This is a genomic window from Burkholderia sp. Ac-20345, from assembly GCF_017104825.1.
GTDB lineage: Bacteria > Pseudomonadota > Gammaproteobacteria > Burkholderiales > Burkholderiaceae > Burkholderia > Burkholderia lata_B.
In genome coordinates, this window is sequence record NZ_JAAGPO010000094.1 from 1 (window position 1) to 22,029 (window position 22,029).

General features: G+C 65.2%; 23 protein-coding genes. 21 read left to right on the forward strand and 2 right to left on the reverse strand.

Going from position 1 to position 22,029, the window contains the following annotated elements; genetic code table 11:
• Positions 1–72 precede the first annotated feature (72 nt).
• The 19 genes from G3O06_RS28105 (at position 73) to G3O06_RS28195 (ending at position 18,026) form a co-directional block, all read left to right on the forward strand.
• Complete coding sequence (locus tag G3O06_RS28105; RefSeq protein ID WP_205818177.1) at positions 73–576, forward strand: hypothetical protein; 504 nt, start codon at positions 73–75, stop codon at positions 574–576.
• Between the two features lie 539 nt (positions 577–1,115).
• A complete protein-coding gene (locus G3O06_RS28110) occupies positions 1,116–1,811 on the forward strand; it encodes a beta-ketoacyl synthase chain length factor (protein ID WP_205818178.1) in 696 nt (231 codons plus the stop codon).
• The gene (locus tag G3O06_RS28115; protein WP_205818179.1) at positions 1,795–2,589 is read left to right on the forward strand and encodes a lysophospholipid acyltransferase family protein; all 795 of its coding nucleotides are present in this window, start codon (positions 1,795–1,797) and stop codon (positions 2,587–2,589) included. The genes G3O06_RS28110 and G3O06_RS28115 overlap by 17 nt, the downstream gene beginning before the upstream one ends.
• Positions 2,564–2,869: a phosphopantetheine-binding protein gene (locus G3O06_RS28120; protein ID WP_205818180.1), complete on the forward strand. Its 306-nt coding sequence runs from the start codon at positions 2,564–2,566 to the stop codon at positions 2,867–2,869. The genes G3O06_RS28115 and G3O06_RS28120 overlap by 26 nt, the downstream gene beginning before the upstream one ends.
• Complete coding sequence (locus G3O06_RS28125) at positions 2,866–3,114, forward strand: acyl carrier protein (protein ID WP_205818181.1); 249 nt, start codon at positions 2,866–2,868, stop codon at positions 3,112–3,114. The genes G3O06_RS28120 and G3O06_RS28125 overlap by 4 nt, the downstream gene beginning before the upstream one ends.
• Before the next feature lie 2 nt (positions 3,115–3,116).
• The gene (locus G3O06_RS28130) at positions 3,117–3,752 is read left to right on the forward strand and encodes a hypothetical protein (RefSeq protein ID WP_205818207.1); all 636 of its coding nucleotides are present in this window, start codon (positions 3,117–3,119) and stop codon (positions 3,750–3,752) included.
• A complete protein-coding gene (locus tag G3O06_RS28135; protein WP_205818182.1) occupies positions 3,749–5,437 on the forward strand; it encodes an AMP-binding protein in 1,689 nt (562 codons plus the stop codon). Before G3O06_RS28130 ends, G3O06_RS28135 begins: the two co-directional genes overlap by 4 nt.
• Positions 5,437–7,143: a glycosyltransferase family 2 protein gene (locus tag G3O06_RS28140; RefSeq protein ID WP_205818183.1), complete on the forward strand. Its 1,707-nt coding sequence runs from the start codon at positions 5,437–5,439 to the stop codon at positions 7,141–7,143. The genes G3O06_RS28135 and G3O06_RS28140 overlap by 1 nt, the downstream gene beginning before the upstream one ends.
• Positions 7,130–8,746 carry an aromatic amino acid ammonia-lyase gene (locus G3O06_RS28145; RefSeq protein ID WP_205818184.1) on the forward strand — a complete coding sequence of 539 codons (1,617 nt, stop codon included), beginning with the start codon at positions 7,130–7,132 and terminating at the stop codon, positions 8,744–8,746. The genes G3O06_RS28140 and G3O06_RS28145 overlap by 14 nt, the downstream gene beginning before the upstream one ends.
• Positions 8,743–9,171 carry a thioesterase family protein gene (locus tag G3O06_RS28150; RefSeq protein ID WP_205818185.1) on the forward strand — a complete coding sequence of 143 codons (429 nt, stop codon included), beginning with the start codon at positions 8,743–8,745 and terminating at the stop codon, positions 9,169–9,171. Before G3O06_RS28145 ends, G3O06_RS28150 begins: the two co-directional genes overlap by 4 nt.
• Positions 9,162–9,839 (forward strand): outer membrane lipoprotein carrier protein LolA, encoded by a 678-nt coding sequence (locus G3O06_RS28155; protein WP_205818186.1) that lies wholly within the window; start codon positions 9,162–9,164, stop codon positions 9,837–9,839. The genes G3O06_RS28150 and G3O06_RS28155 overlap by 10 nt, the downstream gene beginning before the upstream one ends.
• Positions 9,839–12,247, forward strand: coding sequence for an MMPL family transporter (locus G3O06_RS28160; protein ID WP_205818187.1), 2,409 nt, complete (start codon positions 9,839–9,841; stop codon positions 12,245–12,247). The genes G3O06_RS28155 and G3O06_RS28160 overlap by 1 nt, the downstream gene beginning before the upstream one ends.
• On the forward strand, positions 12,244–13,431 hold the full coding sequence (locus tag G3O06_RS28165; RefSeq protein ID WP_205818188.1) for a beta-ketoacyl-[acyl-carrier-protein] synthase family protein: 1,188 nt from the start codon (positions 12,244–12,246) through the stop codon (positions 13,429–13,431). Before G3O06_RS28160 ends, G3O06_RS28165 begins: the two co-directional genes overlap by 4 nt.
• A gap of 1 nt (position 13,432) precedes the next feature.
• Positions 13,433–13,936 (forward strand): hotdog family protein, encoded by a 504-nt coding sequence (locus G3O06_RS28170; RefSeq protein WP_205818189.1) that lies wholly within the window; start codon positions 13,433–13,435, stop codon positions 13,934–13,936.
• Positions 13,933–14,658 carry a 3-ketoacyl-ACP reductase FabG2 gene (locus G3O06_RS28175; protein ID WP_205818190.1) on the forward strand — a complete coding sequence of 242 codons (726 nt, stop codon included), beginning with the start codon at positions 13,933–13,935 and terminating at the stop codon, positions 14,656–14,658. The genes G3O06_RS28170 and G3O06_RS28175 overlap by 4 nt, the downstream gene beginning before the upstream one ends.
• Entirely contained in the window at positions 14,658–15,887 is a 1,230-nt protein-coding gene (locus G3O06_RS28180) for a beta-ketoacyl-ACP synthase (RefSeq protein ID WP_205818191.1), read from the forward strand. Before G3O06_RS28175 ends, G3O06_RS28180 begins: the two co-directional genes overlap by 1 nt.
• The gene (locus G3O06_RS28185; RefSeq protein ID WP_205818192.1) at positions 15,884–17,122 is read left to right on the forward strand and encodes a beta-ketoacyl synthase N-terminal-like domain-containing protein; all 1,239 of its coding nucleotides are present in this window, start codon (positions 15,884–15,886) and stop codon (positions 17,120–17,122) included. Before G3O06_RS28180 ends, G3O06_RS28185 begins: the two co-directional genes overlap by 4 nt.
• Before the next feature lie 32 nt (positions 17,123–17,154).
• Positions 17,155–17,580: a signal peptidase gene (locus G3O06_RS28190; protein ID WP_205818193.1), complete on the forward strand. Its 426-nt coding sequence runs from the start codon at positions 17,155–17,157 to the stop codon at positions 17,578–17,580.
• On the forward strand, positions 17,577–18,026 hold the full coding sequence (locus G3O06_RS28195; RefSeq protein WP_205818194.1) for an excinuclease ABC subunit A: 450 nt from the start codon (positions 17,577–17,579) through the stop codon (positions 18,024–18,026). The genes G3O06_RS28190 and G3O06_RS28195 overlap by 4 nt, the downstream gene beginning before the upstream one ends.
• A 40-nt stretch (positions 18,027–18,066) precedes the next feature.
• Here G3O06_RS28195 and G3O06_RS28200 read toward each other — a convergent pair whose 3' ends face one another.
• Entirely contained in the window at positions 18,067–18,786 is a 720-nt protein-coding gene (locus G3O06_RS28200) for a class I SAM-dependent methyltransferase (protein ID WP_205818195.1), read from the reverse strand.
• A 111-nt stretch (positions 18,787–18,897) separates the two neighbouring features.
• On the opposite strand from G3O06_RS28200, the gene G3O06_RS28205 reads away from it, so the two are divergent.
• Together G3O06_RS28205 and G3O06_RS28210 are read left to right on the forward strand one after the other, a co-directional pair.
• Entirely contained in the window at positions 18,898–20,145 is a 1,248-nt protein-coding gene (locus tag G3O06_RS28205; RefSeq protein ID WP_205818196.1) for an NAD(P)/FAD-dependent oxidoreductase, read from the forward strand.
• A gap of 26 nt (positions 20,146–20,171) precedes the next feature.
• Complete coding sequence (locus G3O06_RS28210) at positions 20,172–20,801, forward strand: LysE family translocator (RefSeq protein WP_241020282.1); 630 nt, start codon at positions 20,172–20,174, stop codon at positions 20,799–20,801.
• A gap of 161 nt (positions 20,802–20,962) precedes the next feature.
• Here the strand turns inward: G3O06_RS28210 and G3O06_RS28215 are convergent, their stop codons facing one another.
• Positions 20,963–21,814, reverse strand: a complete 852-nt coding sequence (locus G3O06_RS28215) for a hypothetical protein (protein ID WP_205818197.1) — start codon at positions 21,812–21,814, stop codon at positions 20,963–20,965.
• Positions 21,815–22,029: the final 215 nt, after the last annotated feature.

The window sequence follows — 22,029 nt, forward strand, 5'->3', positions numbered from 1 at the left end:
AGAGCGGCAACATCTGAATTGCTGAAGATCGATTGCACCCACTTCATCAGTACCCAATGTCCTTAAGAAAAAATGAAGACAATTTCAGTTGCCACAGCTGTCGCCCTTGTTATGTCGATTGTCCTGACACCGCTGCTCGCGGTCGCGGACGGACCGGCCGCAACTCGACTCGATCCGGTTGATGGCAAGGAAGCATGCACCGCGGGCATAAATGTGCCGAATACGCCTGGTGGTTCGCTTGCGCTATGTATCAAGAAGGGGCTTTTTGCTCATGACCAGTACGAAGTGAAGGCCGACGGGGCGGTCGTTTTGAAGGGTATCGACGATGAGACAACGGACGGAGTGAACGGCTCATACAGCGGGCGACCGATTAGCTTGAAATGTACTCCTGTTCTCGCTGCGCCAGAAAGTGTTACCGATTCGCAGATCGAGTCGATGCGAAGCTCGTACCCTACGGCTTCTCGAGACCAGTTGAAGCAGCACTACGTGCTGCTTAACACGCTGGAGACAGGTCGCCACTGCGTTGTCCGCATTGACGCGGCCAATGTCCTGTCCGCCGACATCCGCTTCGAATGACGGCGTTTTCATCGTGACCGCTCGATAGTATCCCACCATCGGATGCAGGCCGTAGATGATGCTCCAACAGGTGCTTTTTCCCAGTACAAACGCAAACTCCATCAGTCAATGAAGAATTTCTCCATAAAGAAGATAACGAGCGTGTGTGGCATGTGCAAACGGGATGATCCTCACCATACTTCAGATTATTTGAAGATGTCGGTTCGACGGTCTCGTGCGAATTGACAAATCGTATTAAATGCCGTCGTTCTCTGGCGTCTTCGCGTTGATTTCGCGCGAAGGTCCTGTTACAGTCTCGCCGAAACACGATAGGATCGCTAAGGTAATTCGGTTTGCAGTTCTATCGTGTTGTGCTTACTGTCGCGATTTCTTGCCTTATCGGATGTATGTGGCTCGGGAGCCAGTAAGTCGATGTCTAGATCTGTTGAGGTCAATATGCACGACAGCATGTTCAGTGAAAGCGGGGTGTGACAGCGCACTAGTGAGCAGCACAATAGAAAAATTACCCTCAGCGAAATAACCTCAAAGAGAACAAAGAAATGGCCGATTTGCATTGGACCATGCCAATCGCCAGATGGACGTCGATTTCGACCGCGGGGGTGCCGGGCGTCGAAGCCCTCGATCCGATGGTGCGACGCCGCTTGAGCCGGCTGTCGCGTCTCGCGCTTCAGGCGGCCTACGACTGCGCCGGGACGGAAAATCCGTTGCGTATGGTATTCGCATCGCGTCACGGTGAACTGATGCGAACCACCGGCATTCTCGCCGACATTGGCGCTGCGGAACCTGTCTCGCCGACGGCCTTCAGTCTTTCGGTGCTCAATGCCGTTACTGGCATATTTGGAATCGCCCGGCGTGACCGATCGGCTGCGACCGCGATCGCGGCCGGGCATGAAACCCTCGGCTACGCGCTGCTCGAAGCTTTTTCCCAATACGAAACGTCGCTGGCATCGCCGGTGTTGCTCGTCTATGCACACGAGCCGGCCGATCCCGTATACGGCGATGTCGGTGACGACCTGGAGAGTATCGGATTGGCCATTCTGCTTGGCGCCGATGAGCCGGCAGGGTATCTGACCTGTGAAATGTCTGCGGATGGCTCGGACGACATGCCGGGTACCGACGATGCAGCCGATACGCAAAGCGCGGCGGTGCTGCATTCCCTGTCGGCGCGCGCGACGGCGTCGTGGCGCAGTCCACACGCATCCTGGCGATGGAGCTGGCATGATCGCGCGGCTTGACTACGGCTGGCGTCTGTTCGTGACCGGTGCGAGCCTGGCTTTTTTCTCGCTGTGCGGATCGGCGTTCTCGTTGCTGGCAATCGTCATCGGCGGGCTATGGCCGCATCGGCGCTCACGCCAGCGTGGCGTGACACTTGTTATCCATTATTTCTTCCGGGCACTGGTCGCGTTGGTGCAGCGTATCGGCGTGATGAAGCTCGAGCTGAACGGCGTCGAGCGTCTTGCAAAAGATGGCCCTGCAATCGTTGTCGCCAATCACCCGACCTGGCTCGACGTCATGGTGCTGCTGTCGCTGACGCCAAAGGCATGCTGCGTCGTCAAGCGCGGCCATTGGGGCAACCCCTGTTTCTGGGGCATTGTCCGTGCGGCCGAGTACGTGAGCAATGCAGATGCCACCAATCTCGTCGAGGCCGGGGCACGGCAACTGGCGGCAGGCTACACGATGATCATCTTCCCGGAAGGGACGCGCAGCCCGGGTGGCAATCGTCTGCATGCGTTCTCGCGCGGCTTCGCGCATATGGCGTTGCAGTCGCGCAGCCGGATTCAGCCAGTCCTGATCGATTGCGATCCACCGGTATTTACCAAGACGTTGCGCTGGTATCACGTGCCGTCTCGTGCGTTCCGCATGCGCATCAACGTGCTCGAGCCGATGGACCTGAGCCGGTTGGCGCCGAGCGTGGTGTCGCCGTCGATTGCCGCTCGCAGCATTGCCCGCGAGGTGGAAGTGCACATTACTCAAAGCCTGTTTCAGCATGGATACTTTAAAACTGCAAATTAAGCAGCTTCTGATCGAGATGCTCGATCTCAGCGACATGACGGTCGACGATATCGACGACGATGCGCCACTGTTCTCGACTGACGGAATCGGACTCGATTCCGTCGACGCGCTCGAAGTCGGCATCATGCTGCGCAAGAAGTTTCAGCTGACGATCGCCGCGAACGACGAGCGCACGAAGGCGCATTTCCGTTCGATCAACACACTGGCGGCCTTCATTTCCGACCAGCAATCTCATCAGGTATCGCAAGAAACCGTGCTGGAAAAAGGGAGTCATTCGTGACCGACGCTGAAATCCTGGAGCGCATCCGCGCCATTTTTCATGAGAATTTCGCGATCGAGCCGGAGCGCGTGACACCCGACACGCACCTGTTCGAAGAGCTCGACCTGGACAGCATCGACGCGGTCGACCTCGCCATCAAGCTGCAGGAAATGACGGGCAAGCGCATCAAGCCCGAAGAGTTCAAGTCCGTGCGGACCGTTGGCGACGTGATTGCCGCGGTCCACACGTTGCTCGCGCGCGCGTGACGATGGCGGTGACGGGCATGCGGGCGACTACCGGCACCGGCTTGCCGCGCTGGGCAGGCGTCGCGGCCAGGGCGGCGCTGCGCGTGGCCTATCCGCTCGTCATCCTGTTCGCGTGGCAAAGCATGTCGCCGCGCTACGTCGGTTGCCTGCTGGTCGCGTTGCTGTGGCTGCAGCGCACGATCGGCAAGGGCCCGCTGGCGCAGGCGCTCAAACGGCTCACGGCGCTCGACTGGTGCGTGGCCGGCGCCTTGACCGCGATGTCCGTCGCGATTGCCATGACCGATAGCGCACGGCTTCTTCATCTCTATCCCGCATGCGTGAGTGCCGGCCTGCTGGTCGCGTTCGGCGCGACGCTGCGGGGCGGTCCGAGCATGGTTGAAAAATTCGCGCGGCTGACCCATCCCGAGCCGAGCCCGGAAATCGTCCGGTACACGCGGCGTGTGACCCAGGTGTGGTGCGCGTTCTTCATCGCGAACGGCGGCTTCTCGGTCTATACGGCGCTGTGCTGGAGCAGTGCGGCGTGGGCGCTTTACAACGGGCTGATCGCGTACGGGCTGATCGGTGCGTTGCTCGCGGGCGAGTGGCTGTGGCGCAGCTTCTTCATCGCCGCCAGGCAAAAACGGGCAGGCGTCGCATGATCGCGCTGCACGAAATGCTGGATGCCGAAGCGGATAGCGGCGTGGCGGTCTGCCGGGATGGCGCCGAGGTGCTGACGCTGGGCGATCTGCGTGCTCGCGCGGACGCGATTGCGCACGCGGTGGAGGCGAGCGGTGCGCGACGGGTCGCGATCTGTACGGACGATCCGTACGCGTTCGCGTGCGCGTTCTTCGCGGTGGCGGCGGCGCACGCGGAAATCGTGATTCCGGCCAGCAACGCGCCCGGTTATCTCGGCGATCTGGCTCATGCGTACGACCTGATGCTGGATGCGCGGGCACTGGCCGCGTGCGTGCGCGACACGGACGGCGAATCGGCAATCGCTGCCCGCCCGATCGACGCTGCCGCGGCGGTGACGCTCTACACGTCGGGCAGCAGCGGCACCGCGAAGCCCGTGCGCAAGTCGCTCGCGCAGTTCGACGCCGAAGTGCGCACGTTGCAGCGCGAATGGGCAAGCCAGGCCGGTGCGGCCGTGACGCTGTCGAGCGTGCCGCATCACCATATCTACGGACTGCTGTTCAGGATCCTGTGGCCGCTGGCGGCGGGCCGGGCATTCGACCGGACGACGGTGCTCGAGCCGCTGCAACTCCAGCAGCGGCTGGCCGAATACGGCGGCGGTGTCGTGGTTTCCACGCCGTCGCAACTGATGCGCTGGCCGGCATTGCCCGGCTTTCCGATGCAGGCGCCCGCGCCGTGCGCGTTCTTCTCGTCGGGCGGCCCGCTGTCGGCCGACGCGGCGACGGCCTATGCGAACGCGTTCGGCGCAGCCCCGCTCGAGATCTTCGGCAGTACCGAAACCGGCGGCATCGCGTGGCGGCGTCAGGATGTCTCGCCTGCATGGCAGCCGCTGACGGGCGTCGACGTGCGCTGCGACGACGATGGCGTGCTGTGCGTTCGCTCGGCCCATCTCGGTCACGATCGCTGGCACCACACCGACGACACCGCACGGTTCGACGCGCACGGTCGCTTCGTACTCGCGGGCCGGCGCGATCGCGTCGTCAAGCTCGATGGCAAGCGCGTTTCGCTGCCGGAACTCGAGGCGCGGCTGGTTGCGCACGCATACATCGAACAGGCGGCGGCCGTGGTGGTCGACGGCACGACGCGCGCGCACGTGGGCGTCGTCGCGGTATTGACCGCGGCGGGGCGCGACGCGCTGGTCGCGGACGGACGGGTTGCCGTTGCCACGGCCTTGCGGCATGCGCTCGGCGATTATTTCGATGCGGCCGCATTGCCGCGCTACTGGCGATTCCCGCACGCGATGCCGTTCGATGCGCGCGGCAAATTGCCGGCCGCCGCGCTGGCGGCCGCATTCACGGCCACGCCGGAAGGCTTCGAACTGCTCGCATCATGGCGCAGCGACGACGCGCTCCATTACGAGCTGCGCGTGCCGGCCGCGCTCGCGCATTTCGAAGGGCATTTTCCGGGGCTGCCGATCCTGCCCGGGGTCGTGCAAATCGACTGGGCCGCGCGTCTTGCCGGCCGCGAGATGCCGGCCGCGCGCGAAATCCGTTCCATCGACCACCTGAAATTCAAGGCGCCGGTGCCGCCGGGTGCGGTGCTGGCGCTGCGCATCGCGCACGACCCCGTACGTGGCTGCGCGCGCTTCGCGTTCCGCTGCGGTGGACGCGAATGCACGTCCGGCGTGCTGGTCTACGGCGCGGCGGCGTGATGAACGGCACCTGCATCGTCATTCCGATCTATAACCATCACGCGGCGATAGGCGGCACGCTGGCGCGCCTCGTCGTGCACGGCCTGCCGATCCTCGTGGTCGACGACGGCAGCGACGAGCCGACGCAACAGGCGCTGGCCACGCTGGTGGCACGGTATGCGACCTGCGTGACGCTGCTGCGCTTGCCTGTCAACGCCGGCAAGGGCGCGGCGGTCATGGCAGGATTGCGCGCCGCGCGCGAGCGTGGTTACCGGCATGCGATCCAGATCGATGCCGACGGCCAGCACGACGCCGCCGACGTGCCGAAGTTCGTGGCGGCCGCACGGGCCGAGCCGCACGCCGTGATTCTCGGCCGGCCGCGTTTCGACGACAGCGTGCCGAAGGCGCGCCTGTACGGCCGCTACCTCACGCACGCATGGGTATGGGTTGAAACGCTGTCGCTCGACATTCCCGATGCGATGTGCGGGTTTCGTCTTTATCCGGTCGACGCAGTCTGCGAACTGATCGACGCGGTATCGCTGCCGACGCGGATGGCGTTCGACAGCGAAATCCTGGTCCGGCTGCACTGGCGCGGCCTGTCGTTCAGGACGATTCCGACGCGCGTGATCTACCCGACCGACGGCGTGTCGCATTTCGACGTGTGGCGCGACAACGTGCGCATTAGCGCGAGTCATACGCGGCTCGTCGCGGGGATGCTCGCGCGCGCGCCGCTGCTGCTGAGCCGCCGGCTCGTCGGACGGCGCGGCGCGTCGCCGGCGGCGCGCACGCGCGCATGGTGGCGCATGCCGGAACGCGGCAGCCGGATCGGCATGGCGTTGCTGGCCCTCAGTTGCCGCTGGTTCGGCAAGGGCTTTACATCGTTCTGGCTGCATCCGATCGTCGGCTATTTCGTGCTGACGAATCGCTCGGCGCGCACCGCGTCGCATGCGTATATCGCGCGCCTGCGCGACGCGCAAGCCGCGGCCGTGCCGAAACCGGGATGGCGCAGTGCATACCGGCACATGCTGGCCTTCGCGCAGGCGGGATTCGACAAGTTCGTCGCATGGTCCGGCCGCCTCGACGAACTCGACGTGCGCTTCGACGACTCGTCCGCGTTCGATGCGCTCGCAACGAGCGGGCGCGGCGCGCTCGTGATCGGCGCGCATCTGGGCAACCTGGAGATGACCCGCGCGCTTGCGCTGCGCGATGCGCACACCAAGGTGACGGCGATCGTCTACACCGAACATGCGAAGCGCTTTACGGGCGTGCTTGCCGGTGCGAACCAGGAATTCGGCAAGCAGCTCGTCGAGGTGTCGGACTTCGGGCCGGATACGGCGATGATGATGCAGTCGCGCATCGACGCGGGCGAACTGCTCGTGATCGTTGGCGACCGCGTGCCGCCACACGATTCCGGCAAGACGGTCGACGCGCGTTTTCTCGACGCGACGGCCCCGTTCGCGCAGGGCCCGTACATCCTCGCTCACGCACTCGGCTGCCCGGTCTACCTGTTCTTCTGCCTGAAGGAGATGCACGGCTACCGGCTCTATTTCGAGCCGTTCGCCGAGCGGATCGCGCTGCCGCGGCGCGAGCGCGCCGCACACGTCGCGGCCTGGGCGCAGCGCTATGCCGCACGGCTCGAACACTATTGCGGCAAGGCACCCTATCAATGGTTCAACTTCTTCGATTTCTGGGCGCGGCCCGATGGAGGTCCGCGTGGCGGAGCATGACATGAACGACGGCGCGGCAGCCGCGGACGGCGACGCGAACGCGAACCGGCCGGCCGTCGTGGTCGGCGGCCGGCATCTGACGATCGAGGACGTCGTCGCGATCGCCCGCGACGGCGCGCCGCTTGCGTTGAATGAAGGCGCCGCATGGCGCGCGCGGATCGAGCGCGGTGCAACCTGGCTGCGCGACTATCTCGCGAATGGCGGCACGCTGTACGGCGTCACGACCGGCTACGGCGATGCCTGCGTGGTCGAGGTGCCGCCGTCGCTCGTCGAAGCGTTGCCGCTGCAGTTGACCCGGTATCACGGCTGCGGGATGGGCGACTGGTTCGATGCGACGCAAACGCTGTCCATCATCGTCGCGCGGCTCAACTCGCTGGCCTACGGCTATTCGGGCGTGCGGTTCACGTTGCTCGAACGGCTGGCCGACCTGGTGAATCACCGCATCCTGCCGCGCATTCCGTCGGAAGGGTCGGTCGGCGCAAGCGGCGACCTGACACCGCTGTCCTATGTCGCCGCGGCGCTGGTCGGCGAACGCACCGTCGTGTTCGAGGGCGACGAGCGGAACGCGCGGGACGTATGGGACGCGATCGATCGCGTGCCGTTGACGCTCGCGCCGAAGGAAGGGCTCGCCCTGATGAACGGCACGGCGGTCATGACGGGGCTGGCCTGTCTCGCGTTTGCGCGCGCCGATCACCTGACGCGGATCGCGACGCGCCTGACCGCATTGACGACCGTCGCCCTCGACGGGCGAGCGGGGCATTTCGATGCGCGCTTGTTCGATGCGAAACCGCATGCGGGGCAGGCGGAGGCGGCCGCATGGATCCGCGCCGACCTGACCGGGCGCGATGAATTGCCCGGGCGTCGCCTGCAGGATCGCTATTCGGTGCGGTGCGCGCCGCACGTGATCGGCGTGGCGCGCGACGCGCTGTCGTGGATGCGCCGCGATATCGAGAACGAGCTGAACAGCGCAAACGACAATCCGCTGATCGATCCGGACGAAGGATGCGTGCTGCACGGCGGCAACTTCTACGGCGGTCATATCGCGTTCGCGATGGATGCGCTGAAGACCGCGGTGGCCAACCTCGCGGACCTGATGGATCGCCAGCTCGCGCTGCTGGTCGACGACAAGTTCAGCAACGGCCTGCCGCGCAACCTGACGGGCGCGGCCCCGGAACGGGCGGCGATCAATCACGGGTTCAAGGCCGTGCAGATCTCGTCTTCCGCGTGGACGGCGGAGGCGCTGAAGCACACGATGCCGGCAAGCGTGTTCTCGCGCTCGACGGAGTCGCACAATCAGGACAAGGTCAGCATGGGGACGATCGCCGCACGCGATTGCCTGCGCGTGCTGGCTTTGACCGAACAGGTCGCCGCGGCGCATGTGCTCGCGACCGTGCAGGCCGTCCGTCTGCGGCTGCGCGATGATCCGCGGACCCAGCTGTCGCCTGCGCTGCGCGCATTCGTCGACGACATCGGTCGTCAATCGCCGCTGGTGGTCGAGGATCGCCCGCTCGAAGCGGAGCTGCGCGCGCTGACCGCACGCCTGGCCGCATGCGAACCGATCGGCGGAGCATCCGGTGGATTCCGGCACGGGGAGGCCGCATGAACGCGTCTCGTCCGCCGCTGAGCGCGACGGCTCGCGTCGAGGTCCAGTTTCATGATGTCGATGCGATGAACGTGTGCTGGCACGGCCATTATCTGAAGTACTTCGAAAGCAGTCGCGCGGCATTGCTGCGCATGATCGACTACGACTATCCGGCGATGCTGGCGTCGGGTTACATGTGGCCGGTCGTGGAGGCCCATCTGAAGTACGTGCGTCCGGCCCTGTACGGCCAGCAGCTCGACGTGCGCGCCACGCTGCTCGAATTCGAGAACCGGCTGAAGATCGGTTACGAAATCGTCGACGCGGCCTCCGGCGAGCGTCTGACGAAGGGTTATACGGTGCAACTGGCTGTCGATGCGACGACGCGCGAACTGCAGTTCGTGTCGCCGCCGGCGCTGATCGAAAGGGTACATGCTCAATGGGCCTGAATTCGCGCACCAGAAGATTGGCGGCCGTGGTGCTCGCGGCCTGCGTGACGCTCGCCGGCGGCGAAGCGATGGCCGCCCCGGTGCCAGCCGCGGCCGCCGCGGTGGCTCGGCCGACGAATGCCGCACTCGTGTCCGACATCGCGGCGCGGCTCGCGCGGGTCGGCGCGATTCGCGCGGATTTTCGGCAGACCCAGACGCTGTCGGCGATGAAGCAGCCGCTCGTCAGTACCGGATCGATGTTGTTCGATCGCAAGTCGGGTGTCATCTGGCGAATCGACACGCCGTACAAGGCGACTTACGTGATTACCGACGGCGGCGTGCGAGAAGCCGGCACGGACGGACAACTCGTCGCGTCCCGCAGTGGCAGCCGTGGCGTCGCGCAGGTATCGCGGATGATGCGCGACATGCTCGGCGGTGACCTGTCGGCGTTGTACGCGCAGTTCGACGTCGAGGCGAGCGGCACGCCGGAACGGTGGCGGATGGTGTTGCGGCCGAATCAGCCGCAGCTCGCGCAGGCGGTCCGCGTGCTCGAAATGAGCGGCGGCGCGTATCTCGGCCGGCTCGACATGACGTTCGCCAACGGCAACGTGACCGCGCTGGAGTTTGCGCGGCCGACGCCGGTCGACGCGCCCGCGCCGGCCGAGCGCGCGTGGCTGGAGGCGCGGTAATGAATACGGCGCGCGACGTGATCGGCACATCGGGCGAACGCGCCCGGCGGCGCATGCTGTGCGCAGCATGGCTGCTCGTCGCGCTGGCAGCGCTCGCGTACAGCGTGTGGCGCTTCAGCGGGCCGGCCCCGTTGCAGACGAACCTGCTCGCGTTGCTGCCGGCCACCGAGGCCAATCCGGTTGCCGAACGGGCCGTCGACCTGCTCGGCGATGCGCTCGGCAATCGCACCGTCTACCTGGTGACCGACCCGGACGCCGCCCGCGCGAAGGCTGCCGCGAAGCAGTTCGGTGCGCGGCTCGACGCGAGCGGGGCCTTTCGTTCGGTGACCGTCGAGGTGCCGCCGTTCGATCTGTCGCAGATCGCGGCGACCTACCTGCCGGCTCGCTTCGGATTGCTGACGGCGGAGGATCGCAGGTCGCTCGAACTGGGCGACGCCGCGCTCGGCGAACAGCTGGTCCGGCGGCTCTATGCACCGCCCGTCGACGGCCTGCAGACGACGGTGGCCGACGATCCGTTCGGCTGGCTGCAGCACTGGCTCGGCGAGCTGCCGCTCGCGGCATCGAATCTGTCGCTCGAAGACGGGATGCTGGTGTCGCATCGCGACGGCGCAACCGGCGTGCTCGTGATGACGTCGCTGCCGGGCTCGGCCTATGAATCGAAGGTCCAGCACGCGGTGCGTGTCGCGACGGCCGATGCGGAGCGTGTGCTGGCGGCCGACTTCCGCGGCGTTCGCGTCGACCGGGCCGGCGCGGTGTTTTATGCGGAAGCGGCGCGTGCCAGTGCCGAGCGCGACGTGCACGTGATCGGCGCGGTGTCGCTGGCCGGCATCGCGCTGTTGCTGATGAGCGTATTTCGTTCGCCGCGCCTGCTGGTGCTCGCGTTTGCGTCGACGGCATTCGGCATCGTGTGCGCGCTGGCGGCAACGCTGCTCGTGTTCGGCAAGCTGCACCTGCTGACGCTGGTATTCGGCGTGAGCCTGATCGGCGAGGCCGTCGATTATTCGATCCAGTATTTCGTCGCGTATTTGTCTGCCGGGCGGCAATGGGACGCGCGGCGCGGCGCGGCGGCGGTCCGGCCGGCGCTTGCGGTGGCGCTGGCGACCAGTCTGCTGGGCTACGCGATCCTGATGTGGGTGCCGTTCCCGGCGCTGAAGCAGATCGCATGCTTTGCGATCGTCGGGATCGTCTGCGCGTTTGCCGCCGTCACCGGGTTCCTGCCACTCATGTTGACGCAGGGGCCCCGGCGCGTACCCTCCGGCGTTTTCTCGGGCGCGGCCCGGCTGCTGCGCGGATGGCAGTCGCTGCTCGCCGGCCGGCGCGCCGTGGTGGCCGCCGTGCTCGTCGCGCTGGTCGCGATCCCAGGCTGGGCACGCTTGACGAGCGACGACAACATTCATCTGCTGGTTCAGCGCGATGCGAGTCTGGCTCGACAGGAGGGCAATATCCGCGCGGCGGTCGGGCTCGCGAATACCGCACAGTTCTTCGTCATCCAGGGCGCGTCGCGGGAACAGGTACTCGAGCGCTCGGAGGCGCTGGTCGGGGCGCTCGCTCAGCAGCAGGTCGGCCGCGTGCAGTCGATCGCGACGTTCGTGCCTTCGGCGAAGCAGCAAGCACATGACCGCGCCGTGCTCGGCACGCACGTGTTTGCCGATGTCGGTGCGTTGCGCGAGACGCTCACGAAGGCCGGTTTCCGCGACGACGTTGCCGACGCGTGGATTCAGGCGTTTTCCCGCCATGCCGCGACGACGCTGTCGGTCGACACCTGGCTGGCGGCACGCTGGTCGGCACCGTTCCGGCATCTGTGGCTCGGGCGCGTGGACGGCGGCGCCGGTCCCGTCGAGGCGGCACTGGCGATTCCGGAACGGGTCGATGCGACGAACGCGGCGACGTTCGCGGCCCTCGCGCGCACGCTGCCGGGCGTGTCGTGGGTCGACAAGGCCGCGAGCGTGTCGAATCTGTTCGGCGCGTATCGGGTCGACAGCGGCCTGTGGCTGGCCGGCGCGCTGGTCGTGGTCGCCGCACTGCTGATGTGGCGATACGGCCGGCGCGGCGGCATCGCGACGACGTTGCCGGTCGTGTTCGCCATCGCGTTGACGCTGGCGGCGTTCGGCTATGCGCGGGTGCCGCTCACGCTGTTCAACTGGCTGGCGCTGATGCTGGTGCTCGGCGTGGGCGCCAACTATGCGGTGTTCCTCCGCGAAGGCTGCATGCGCGATAGGGAAGGCGTTGGCGCCGTGTGGACCGGCGTGCTGCTGTCGGCGGCCACGACGTTGCTGTCGTTCGGCATGCTCGGGGCGAGCGCGATGCCCGCGCTGCGCAGCTTCGGCACGACGCTCGCGATGGGCATCGTATGTTCGGTGCTGTTCGCGCCGCTCGCCACGCCTTCCGCGAAGGAGTGTCGCGCATGAATTCGAAACAGACGCCGGCCTACCTGTCCGCGCCCGGCATGATCAACGCGCTTGGCGCAACGACCGACGAGATCGTCGACGCATTGCGCATCGGCGTCGCAGCGGGCATGGCGCCGCGTGCCGAGGTTGCCGGCGGCGGTTGGGTCGGGTGCGTACGATCGGCGCTCGACATCGCGCCGCCTGCATCGCTCGCGCATTTCGACTGCAGGAACAATCGGCTGTTGCTTGCCGCGCTGGCGCAGATCGGCTCCGTCGTCGACGCGGCGATCGCGCGTCATGGCCCGCGCCGGGTCGGCGTCGTGATCGGCACGAGCACGTCCGGGATCCAGGCGGCGGAGCAGGCGCTCGCCCAGCGTGCCGCGACCGGCACGATGCCCGCCGGATTCGATTACCGGCAGATGGAAATCGGCACGGCCGCGCCGTTCGTGCGTGCGGTACTGGGTGTCGGCGGGCCGGCCTACACGCTGTCGACGGCCTGCACGTCGAGCGCGAAGGCGTTCGCGGCTGCACGCCGCCTGCTGCGGCTGAAGCTGTGCGACGCGGTTGTCGTCGGCGGAGCGGATTCGCTGTGCGAGCTGACACTGCAGGGTTTCGCGTCGCTCGAATCGGTCAGCCCGGGCCGGACCAATCCGATGAGCCGGAACCGCAGCGGCATCACCATCGGCGAAGGCGCCGCGCTGTTCGTGATGAGTCGCGACGAAGCCGCGGTCCGCCTGGCCGGCGTCGGCGAGTCGAGCGATGCGCATCACATCTCGGCACCGGACCCGGCGGGATACGGCGCCGAGGACGCGCTGCGTGGCGCGCTCGCGGATGCCGGTGTGGCTTCGTCCGCGATCGGCTACGTGAATCTGCATGCGACGGCGACGCGCCTGAACGACGAGATGGAAGCGAACGTGACGGCGCGCGTGTTTCCGCACGGCGTGCCGGCGAGCGGCACCAAGCCGCTGACGGGGCACATGCTCGGCGCGGCGGGCGCGACCGAGCTCGGCTTCGGCTGGCTGACGCTGGCCCGCGGGATCGCACTGCCGACCCACGTCTGGGACGGCGAACGCGATCCCGCGCTGCCGGACCTCGACCTCGTCGACCGCGAGCGCCGTCTGGCCGGCGATGCAACGGGACGTTACGTGATGAGCAATTCGTTCGCTTTCGGCGGCAGCAATGCCAGCCTGATTCTGGGAACCTGACATGCATGCCGGACCATTGATCGACGCGCTGCACGGCGGCGCGGATATTCCCGTCGGCAACGTGCGGGACGTGTTGCCGCATCGCGGCACGATGCTGTTGCTCGACGCGATCGAGCGCTGCTCGGAAACCGGTATCGAGGTGAGCGCACGCGCGCGCCGCGATGCGTGGTACGCCGACGGCAACGGTGCGATGCCGGCATGGATCGGCATCGAGCTGATGGCGCAGGCGATCGCCGCGCATGTCGGCCTGCTCGCCGCGCATGCGGGCGGCCGCGCGAAGCCGGGCGTGCTGCTCGGTGCGAATCGCTATGTCGCGCATCGCACCGCGTTCTCCGCCGGCACGGCGCTGCGCATCGTCGCGCGGGAACTGCTGCGTGGCGACGAGGGGCACGGCGCGTACGAGTGCGCGATTCATGCCGACGGCACGTGCTGCGCGGAAGCCGTCGTCAAGGTGTACCAACCGAATGATTTTCAATCTTTTATCGAAGGGAGCTTCAACTCATGACTCGGCGAGTTCTCGTGACAGGGGCGAGCCGCGGCATCGGCCGCGCCGTGGCACTGCGCATGGCGTCCGACGGTTTCGCCGTGACGGTGCATTGCCGCACCGGCCGCGCCGATGCGGACGCGGTCGTCGCGACGATTCGCGCGCAGGGCGGCACGGCCAGCGTGCTGCAGTTTGACGTGCGCGACCGCGCGGCGTGCCGGGCTGAACTGGAAGCCGACGTCGAAGCGAACGGCGCGTACTACGGGATCGTGTGCAATGCGGGCGTGACGCGGGATGGCGCGTTTCCGGCGCTGTCCGAGGAGGACTGGGACATCGTGATCGAAACCGGGCTGGACGGCTTCTACAACGTCGTTCATCCGCTGACCATGCCGATGGTGCGCCTGCGCGGCGGCGGCCGCATCGTGACGATCGCGTCCGTGTCGGGCGTGATCGGCAATCGCGGCCAGGTCAACTACAGCGCCGCGAAGGCCGGCCTGATCGGCGCGACCAAGGCGCTCGCGGTCGAACTGGCGTCGCGCAAGATCACGGTCAATTGCGTCGCGCCCGGGCTGGTCGATACGGGCATGCTCGACGAGGTGCCGCTGGAGCATGCATTGAAAGCAGTACCGATGGCCCGCGTCGGCCAGCCCGACGAAGTCGCGGCGGTCGTCGGCTTCCTGATGTCGGATGCGGCGAGCTACGTCACCCGGCAAGTGATCGGCGTGAACGGCGGGATGGTGTGATGAAGCGAGTCGTCGTGACGGGGATGGGCGGCGTGACCGCGTTCGGTCAAGGCTGGCCGGAAATCGAGGCGCGCCTGCGCGCCGGGTGCAACGCGGTGCGGCGCATGCCGGAATGGGATTGCTACGAAGCGCTGCATACGCGGCTCGCGTGCCCGCTGCCGTCGTTCGAGCTGCCGGCCGGGTATCCGCGCAAGAAGACGCGTTCGATGGGGCCGGTATCGATGTATGCGGTACGCGCAAGCGAGCTGGCACTGGCGGATGCGGGTCTGGCCGACGACCGGTCGATCAGCGATGGCCGGATGGGTGTCGCGTACGGATCGTCGTCGGGATCGGTCGAGCCGATCCGGGCATTCGGCACGATGATCGAGACGGGTTCGATGCGGGACGTCACCTCGAACAGTTATGTGCAGATGATGCCGCATACGACGGCAGTCAACGTCAGCCTGTTCTGGGATCTGAAAGGCCGGATCGTGCCGACATCGTCCGCCTGCGCGTCCGGCAGCCAGGCGATCGGCTATGCGTACGAGGCGATCGCGACGGGCAAGCAGGCGCTGATGCTCGCGGGCGGCGCGGAAGAACTGTCCGGCCCGGCGGTCGCCGTGTTCGACACGTTGTATGCGACCAGCACGCGCAACGATGCCGCGAACCTGACGCCGCGCCCGTTCGACGCCGCGCGCGACGGACTGGTGGTCGGCGAGGGCGCGGCGACGCTGGTGCTCGAGGAATACGAGCACGCGATCGCGCGCGGCGCGACGATCCATGCGGAGATCGTCGGCTTCGGCTGCAATTCCGACGGTGCGCACATCACCCAGCCGACTGCCGGGACGATGGCGGTCGCGATGCGTCTCGCGCTCGGCGACGCAAGACTCGATGCGGGCGCAATCGCCTACGTGAACGCGCACGGCACGTCGACCGACCGCGGCGACGTGGCGGAAAGTCACGCGACGGCGTCCGTGTTCGGCGAACGCATGCCGATCAGCTCGCTGAAGAGCTATGTCGGGCACACGCTGGGCGCATGCGGCGCGCTCGAGGCGTGGTGGACGATCGAGATGATGAAGCGCAACTGGTATGCGCCGACGCTCAATCTCGAGACGGTCGATCCGGCCTGCGCGCCGCTCGACTACATCATCGGCGACGCCCGCCGGATCGATGCGGAATTCGTGATGAGCAACAACTTCGCGTTCGGCGGGATCAACACGTCGTTGATCTTCCGGCGCATCGCCGCGTGACGGTGCTCCGGAGCGGGGCATCGCGCGTCGTCGTCACGGGGCTCGGCATCGTGTCGTGCGCCGGCAATTCGCTCGACGAAGTATCGGCCGCGCTGCGTGCCGGTCGTTCGCGTATCACCCGCATCGACGCATGGCGCGAGCGCGGCTTTCGCAGTCAGGTCGCCGGCGTGGCCTCCGTCGCCTCGACGGCGCGGTTCGCGCGCAAGCACGAGCGCTTCATGGGCGACACGGCGCGCTTTGCCGCGCATGCGGCCGCGTCGGCGCTCGACGATGCGGGCCTCGATGTCGACATGCTCCGTTCGCCGCGGGCGGGCGCGATCGTCGGGTCCGGCATCGGATCGATGGCCGATTACGACGACGCGATGGCGATCGCGCAGCAGCGCGGCATCGACAAGACACCGCCCTATGTCGTGCCGAAAGCGATGAGCAGCACGGCGTCGGCATGCGTCGCGCAGTTGTTCGGCATCGAGGGCGTGTCGTATTCGCCGTCGTCCGCCTGCACGAGCGGGGCGCTCGCGATCGGACAAGCGGCGCAATTGATCCGCTCCGGATGTCAGGACCTCGTGCTGGCCGGTGGCAGCGAGGCGCTGCACGACAACATGACGTTGATGTTCGACGCGATGGGTGCGTTGTCCAGCGGTTACAACGAGACGCCGGACTGCGCGTCGCGTCCGTATGCGCTCGGCCGCGACGGCTTCGTGATCGCGTCCGGTGCGGGCATCCTCGTGCTCGAATCGCTCGAGCATGCACGCGCGCGCGGTGCGCGAATCTACGCGGAGATCAGCGGGTTCGGCCAATGCACGGACAGCGCCGGCATGGCCACCCCTCATGCGCCGGGCATCGCGCGGGCGATGCGCGGCGCGCTCGACGGTCGCGGACGGCGTCCGGACTACGTCAATACGCATGCGCCGTCGACGCCGCTCGGCGACATCGAGGAACTGAAGGCGCTTGGCGACGTATTCGGCGGCGACGTGCCGGCGTTCTCGTCGACGAAAGGCATGACGGGGCATCCGCTTGGCGCGAGCGGTGCGCACGAAGCGATCTATACGATGCTGATGATGCGCGACGGTTTCGTCGCGGGCACGGCCGTCGGCCACGCGCCCGATCCGGCGATCGCCGACATGCCGCTCGTGCGCGACGCGCGCGAATGCGCGATCGAGCGCGCGCTGTCAGTTTCGTTCGGATTCGGCGGCAGCTGTGCAAGTGTGTTGTTGGACGCCTGGAAGGGCGATTGAAGTGAACTTACTGAGCTGAGAGGACGATAACAATGAAGCACAAACGACATCTGGCCGGCATGTTGGTCGCGGCAGCGTTGCTGACAGGGTGTGGCACCGTGGTACGTTCGCTGCCTCTGCCGGCGGCGGCAACGGCACCGGACACGAGTGGTGTCGCGATTTATTTCGGTGCGCAGCCGCACCCGGACGTCAAGACCAGCATCGGTCCGCGTTCGGAGTCCGTACGTGTTTCGCGCGGGGCGCAAACGGAGCAGCCGACGTGCGAGCAGGCGCTCACCGAGGCATTGAATCGCCTTCGCATCTATGCGAAGAACCATGGCGGGAATGCGGTCATCAACGTGACGACGCGTTTCCATGAGAAGCGCTCGGATTCGACGACCGAATATACGTGCGGCGTGAGCGGTAGCGCCGGCGCGATTGTCGTGTCGGGCGACGTCGTGCAGCTGAACGCGAAATGAGGAGAGTCCACGTGAAATATCGCATTGCACTGGCACTGCTCGGCGCGACGTTCGCGGCCTCGGCCGCCCACGCACGGAACACGATCGATACCTATCCGATCGAGAGCGCATTGAAGAGCGAAGAAGGCAAGCTCGACGATGGTGTCGCGCTCTATTTCGGCGATCAGGCGCATCCGGGCGTCACCAAGTCGTACGGCGTGGTTGCGACCAACAAGAAGACCAACGCCGCGGGCAAGAGCGACGAGGAGGCCTGCCAGCATGTGTTCCTGTCGGCCGTGATCGAGCTTCAGGCGCGCGCGCGCAAGGAGGGCGGCAATGCGGTGGTCGGTATCAAGAGCAACTACCGCAACGTGTCGCGTTCCAGCTCGACCGAGTTCACTTGCGGTGCCGGTGCATTCGTGGCCGGCGCGGCGCTGACGGGCGAGGTCGTGACGCTGAAGCGCTAACCCGCACGCGTCGGGGCCGCCGGCGGGCGGCCTAGCTCGCTCAGGCGGGCTTGCGCGCGGCGACGTTGACGAGCGTCTCGCGGCGCTTGCCCGGCTTCGATGCGTACAGGCCGATGCGCTCGAGGAGTCCGAAGTCTTTCGCGCGGCTCCACCACAGGTACGGAAACGACACGTTGCCGGATTCGAACGCGAACCCGGCATCGCGAAGCATCGCAAGGTAGCCGTCGGCGCTTCTCTGAACCTCCATCGGGTGCCGGAACAGCAGCCGGATCACCCACGACTTGATGTACGCGTCGGTCGATTCGGCGAACAGCAGCAGCCCACCGGGTTTCAGCACACGGCGAAAGTCAGCCAGCGCTGGCTCCTGATCGACGAGATGGTGAAAGGTCTGATGGCAAAACACGATGTCGACACTCGAATCGGCTAGCGGAATCTGAGTGCAGTCGGCATGATGCAACTCGACAGGCGTTGCGCAGTGACGTGCTTCTCCCGACGCATGCGCGAGCGAGTCATTGTGGCAATCGATACCGATGATCTTGTCGGGCGAGAACGCTTCGCTCAGCAGGCGGAACGACTTGCCTTGACCGCAGCCTGCATCGAGGATGACGGGCGCCGCCGGCAGCGGCGCCGCGATGAGTCGCTTCAAATCGTCGATGGCCACCCTAAGCACGCGATGCTCCCATGTATGCGTGCGGAGAAACCAGACGCCGAATCGGGTTTCGGGAACATAGGCGGGGGCGTGCGTGCGGCAGGACGTCATGGGCCTCTCGTCGGAATCTTGGATTTGTTTGAGCGGCTATTGTAGTTTGCAACGCAAAATCGTGGCGTGAGAAACGTAAGATACCCAATCAATCGAAATGAATTGGCAAGCATGAACGAAATGAAATCGAATTCCGTCGACGTCGCGATCATTGGGGCGGGGCCGTCTGGTGCTGTCGCGGCGGCCCTGCTGCGCAAGGCCGGCCGCTCGGTGCTGGTGCTCGAGCGCCAGCATTTTCCGCGCTTTTCGATTGGCGAAAGCCTGTTGCCGCAGAGCATGCGGTATCTCGAAGAGGCGGGCATGCTGCAGGCAGTCGTCGAGGCCGGCTTCCAGTTCAAGAACGGCGCGTATTTCGTTTATCGGGACAGGATGTCATCGTTCGATTTTCGCGAGAAGTTTTCCGAGGGCTGGGGAACAGCCTATCAGGTCGAACGTGCGCCGTTCGACGATCTGCTGATCCGTTGCGCGGCCGAGCAGGGCGCGGACGTGCGGTTCGGCCATACCGTGCGCGCTTTCCAGCCTGGCGATACGCCACGGCTCGACGTCGTCGACGAGGCCGGCCACGAATATTTCGTTCAATCGGCGTTCGTGCTCGATGCGAGCGGATTCGGTCGTGTGCTGCCGCGACTGCTGGGGCTCGAGGCGCCGACTGGCCTGCCGACGCGCGCGGCCATCTTTTCGCATGTCGAAGACAGCCTCCCGGCTGGGTCGACCGATCGCGACAAGATATGCATTGCCGTCCATCCGGAGCGACGTGACGTGTGGTTCTGGATGATCCCGCTGACGAATGGGCGTTCGTCGGTCGGCTGCGTGGCCGATGCAGCGTTTCTGGACGTGCCGGAAGCGAAGCAGGAATCGCTGTTGCGCGAATTGCTGCAGAGCGAGCCGACGCTGTCGCCGCTGGTCGGCAGCAAGCCGTTCGTGATGCCGGTGCGCCGCATCTCGGGCTATGCGTCGAATGTTGAGTCCCTGCACGGCCACGGCTATGCGCTGCTCGGTAACGCGGGCGAATTCCTCGATCCGATCTTCTCGTCGGGCGTGACGATCGCGATGCGGTCGGCCCATCTGGCGGTCGCCACACTCGAACGGCAGTTACGCGGCGAGACGGTCGACTGGGCCCGTGATTACGATATCGCGCTGCGCAAGGGTATCGACACGTTCCGCACCTTCGTCGAACGCTGGTACTCTGGAGCGCTGCAAGACATTGTGTTTCACGAAGACAAGGCATCCGACGTGAAACGCATGGTCTGCTCGATATTGGCGGGTTATGCGTGGGACGAGTCGAATCCGTTTGTACGTGAACCGGTGCGGGGCCTCGATATCCTTGCGCAGTTATGTTGTTCAAAGGGAGGCGACTGACGTCGCTTCGTAGCGAGTGATGCTAAATGCATCTGGTCTTCACCTCGGTCGAGGTTACGTTGGATCCTCATCAACTAATTGCAATGTGCCTTTACTCGGCCCTGGTACTGATCGTTCCGGGACCGACTAACACGTTACTTTTTTCATCCGGAATCGGTGTCGGTCTGGCGCGAACACTCCCGCTCTTGCTCGCCGAGGGCACAGGCTACGTGATCTCTATCTCTGTTTGGGGAGTGTCGCTGCTGGCGTTCGCTGTGGAGCATCCTCAAGTCTTGAGCGTGATCAAGGTAGCATGCGCGTCGTATCTGCTGCTACTGGCCGCAAAAATGTGGACGCGGGGCAGGCTGGTAGAGGATCAACGTCCGAAGACGGTGACGTGGCGGGACGTATTCGTCGCAACGCTATTGAATCCGAAGGCTTTTCTGCTTGCCAGCGCTGCGTTTCCGCTTCGGGCGTTTCATGATGCCAATAACTGGGCCGTCGCATTCTGTGCGTTTCTGTTGGTCCTCTTGCCCGTTGGGACTGGCTGGGCAAGCCTCGGGTGCGTGACAAGAATACTGGCATCCGGGCCGCGCCATATCACGGCTCTGCTTCGTTCGGCGTCTGTGCTGCTGGTTCTGTTCTCCGGGACTCTGCTGTATTCACTCGTCAAATGACTTTCCTATGGCTGTGCTACTTGAACCTGGAAAGTTGGATCTCCATCGCGAAGAGGGGTGAACATATTCGGTGCAACCCAGGCTTACAGTGGTTAGGGATACCATGCCCGCGAAGCCAGCCCGAAGGCTGTCGCGTAGCGTCACGGAGTCGTTATTTCCAGTCATTCACGCACGTATTGTGCGGTCCTCGCATCGCGAACCACCTTGACGCGGAACGCACGATTCAGATCGACATGAGGCGTTCTCGGATCCGTCACCGGCAGTACCGCGCCAATTACTCCACGATGCGTGTACTGATGAACGATGCATCGATTTCCACCAGGTTGAAGGCAGGCGCGTTGCGAATAAAGGTCGTTCACATCCTTCGATCCTGGTTGCCTGACGAGATCGCCGCCGTCCGCAGTGGTGCGCGCCATCCATACCGGGACGCCGCGGAGGCAGTCATCGTCTTCGGGGTAGGCATAGTTTAAGTAGTCGCCGAAGACCGACGGGGTCGAATAGATGATGACCTGGATGTCTGGATAGAGAGCCTTGGCACGCGTAATCCAAGAACAAATCGCGTGCGCATAGAAGCGCCCGTAAAAGCGCCGAGCTGAAGCGCTGGTCCGCTCATTATTCAGTTTTTGTTCAACGTCGAGCGCGAGGATACGTCCAGAAAGTCCGGAAAATGAGATGTGAGGAACATCGGAAAGCCCTTGGGCTTCGAGAAAATTTGGAAGGGTATCCGCGCTTTCGACACCTTTCCGCTCAAATTCCTTTAAGTATTCCTGGATCGACGCTTTGCTATCGGTGGTGAGCGTTGCATAATTATTTTCATCGCGCATCGCCGCGGGGATCGGCATGAATACATAAGGAATCGTTGTCCATTGCTCACGCGCCAGTGCGGCTGCATGTGTGCGGTATCCACCATCAAGCCGGAGAAACGCGAATTTCGCACCACACTTGGAATACCGCCCGTAATCCTTGATGACATTGTTTGACGACAGATCAATTCCATAAAGTAGGCCAGACACGTCCTTCAGTCCTACGAATCCGTCGAGGATTGCCCCCGTATCGGTGTGGTTCCACGGCGCTCTTGGATTCTGTATCGCAGCAGGTAGGGGCGCCGTATACTTGGGTGCCGGACAGTCGCCGGCTGCCGACGCGTAGTGGCCGGCCCCTAGGCAGAGCGATAACAGAGCTGCCATTAAAAACCGACACATGAAAGTGTTTCGTGCCGCGTGCCAAC

What these genes read in the sequence shown, in the direction of transcription:
- G3O06_RS28150 (WP_205818185.1), top strand. Translation starts at nt 8,743, where the DNA reads ATGAACGCGTCTCGTCCGCCGCTGAGCGCGACGGCTCGCGTCGAGGTC.
- G3O06_RS28170 (WP_205818189.1), top strand. Translation starts at nt 13,433, where the DNA reads ATGCATGCCGGACCATTGATCGACGCGCTGCACGGCGGCGCGGATATT.
- G3O06_RS28105 (WP_205818177.1), top strand. Translation starts at nt 73, where the DNA reads ATGAAGACAATTTCAGTTGCCACAGCTGTCGCCCTTGTTATGTCGATT.
- G3O06_RS28195 (WP_205818194.1), top strand. Translation starts at nt 17,577, where the DNA reads ATGAGGAGAGTCCACGTGAAATATCGCATTGCACTGGCACTGCTCGGC.
- G3O06_RS28155 (WP_205818186.1), top strand. Translation starts at nt 9,162, where the DNA reads ATGGGCCTGAATTCGCGCACCAGAAGATTGGCGGCCGTGGTGCTCGCG.
- G3O06_RS28135 (WP_205818182.1), top strand. Translation starts at nt 3,749, where the DNA reads ATGATCGCGCTGCACGAAATGCTGGATGCCGAAGCGGATAGCGGCGTG.
- G3O06_RS28180 (WP_205818191.1), top strand. Translation starts at nt 14,658, where the DNA reads ATGAAGCGAGTCGTCGTGACGGGGATGGGCGGCGTGACCGCGTTCGGT.
- G3O06_RS28210 (WP_241020282.1), top strand. Translation starts at nt 20,172, where the DNA reads ATGCATCTGGTCTTCACCTCGGTCGAGGTTACGTTGGATCCTCATCAA.
- G3O06_RS28205 (WP_205818196.1), top strand. Translation starts at nt 18,898, where the DNA reads ATGAACGAAATGAAATCGAATTCCGTCGACGTCGCGATCATTGGGGCG.
- G3O06_RS28140 (WP_205818183.1), top strand. Translation starts at nt 5,437, where the DNA reads ATGAACGGCACCTGCATCGTCATTCCGATCTATAACCATCACGCGGCG.
- G3O06_RS28120 (WP_205818180.1), top strand. Translation starts at nt 2,564, where the DNA reads ATGGATACTTTAAAACTGCAAATTAAGCAGCTTCTGATCGAGATGCTC.
- G3O06_RS28110 (WP_205818178.1), top strand. Translation starts at nt 1,116, where the DNA reads ATGGCCGATTTGCATTGGACCATGCCAATCGCCAGATGGACGTCGATT.
- G3O06_RS28200 (WP_205818195.1), bottom strand. Translation starts at nt 18,786, where the DNA reads ATGACGTCCTGCCGCACGCACGCCCCCGCCTATGTTCCCGAAACCCGA.
- G3O06_RS28130 (WP_205818207.1), top strand. Translation starts at nt 3,117, where the DNA reads ATGGCGGTGACGGGCATGCGGGCGACTACCGGCACCGGCTTGCCGCGC.
- G3O06_RS28160 (WP_205818187.1), top strand. Translation starts at nt 9,839, where the DNA reads ATGAATACGGCGCGCGACGTGATCGGCACATCGGGCGAACGCGCCCGG.
- G3O06_RS28165 (WP_205818188.1), top strand. Translation starts at nt 12,244, where the DNA reads ATGAATTCGAAACAGACGCCGGCCTACCTGTCCGCGCCCGGCATGATC.
- G3O06_RS28175 (WP_205818190.1), top strand. Translation starts at nt 13,933, where the DNA reads ATGACTCGGCGAGTTCTCGTGACAGGGGCGAGCCGCGGCATCGGCCGC.
- G3O06_RS28190 (WP_205818193.1), top strand. Translation starts at nt 17,155, where the DNA reads ATGAAGCACAAACGACATCTGGCCGGCATGTTGGTCGCGGCAGCGTTG.
- G3O06_RS28115 (WP_205818179.1), top strand. Translation starts at nt 1,795, where the DNA reads ATGATCGCGCGGCTTGACTACGGCTGGCGTCTGTTCGTGACCGGTGCG.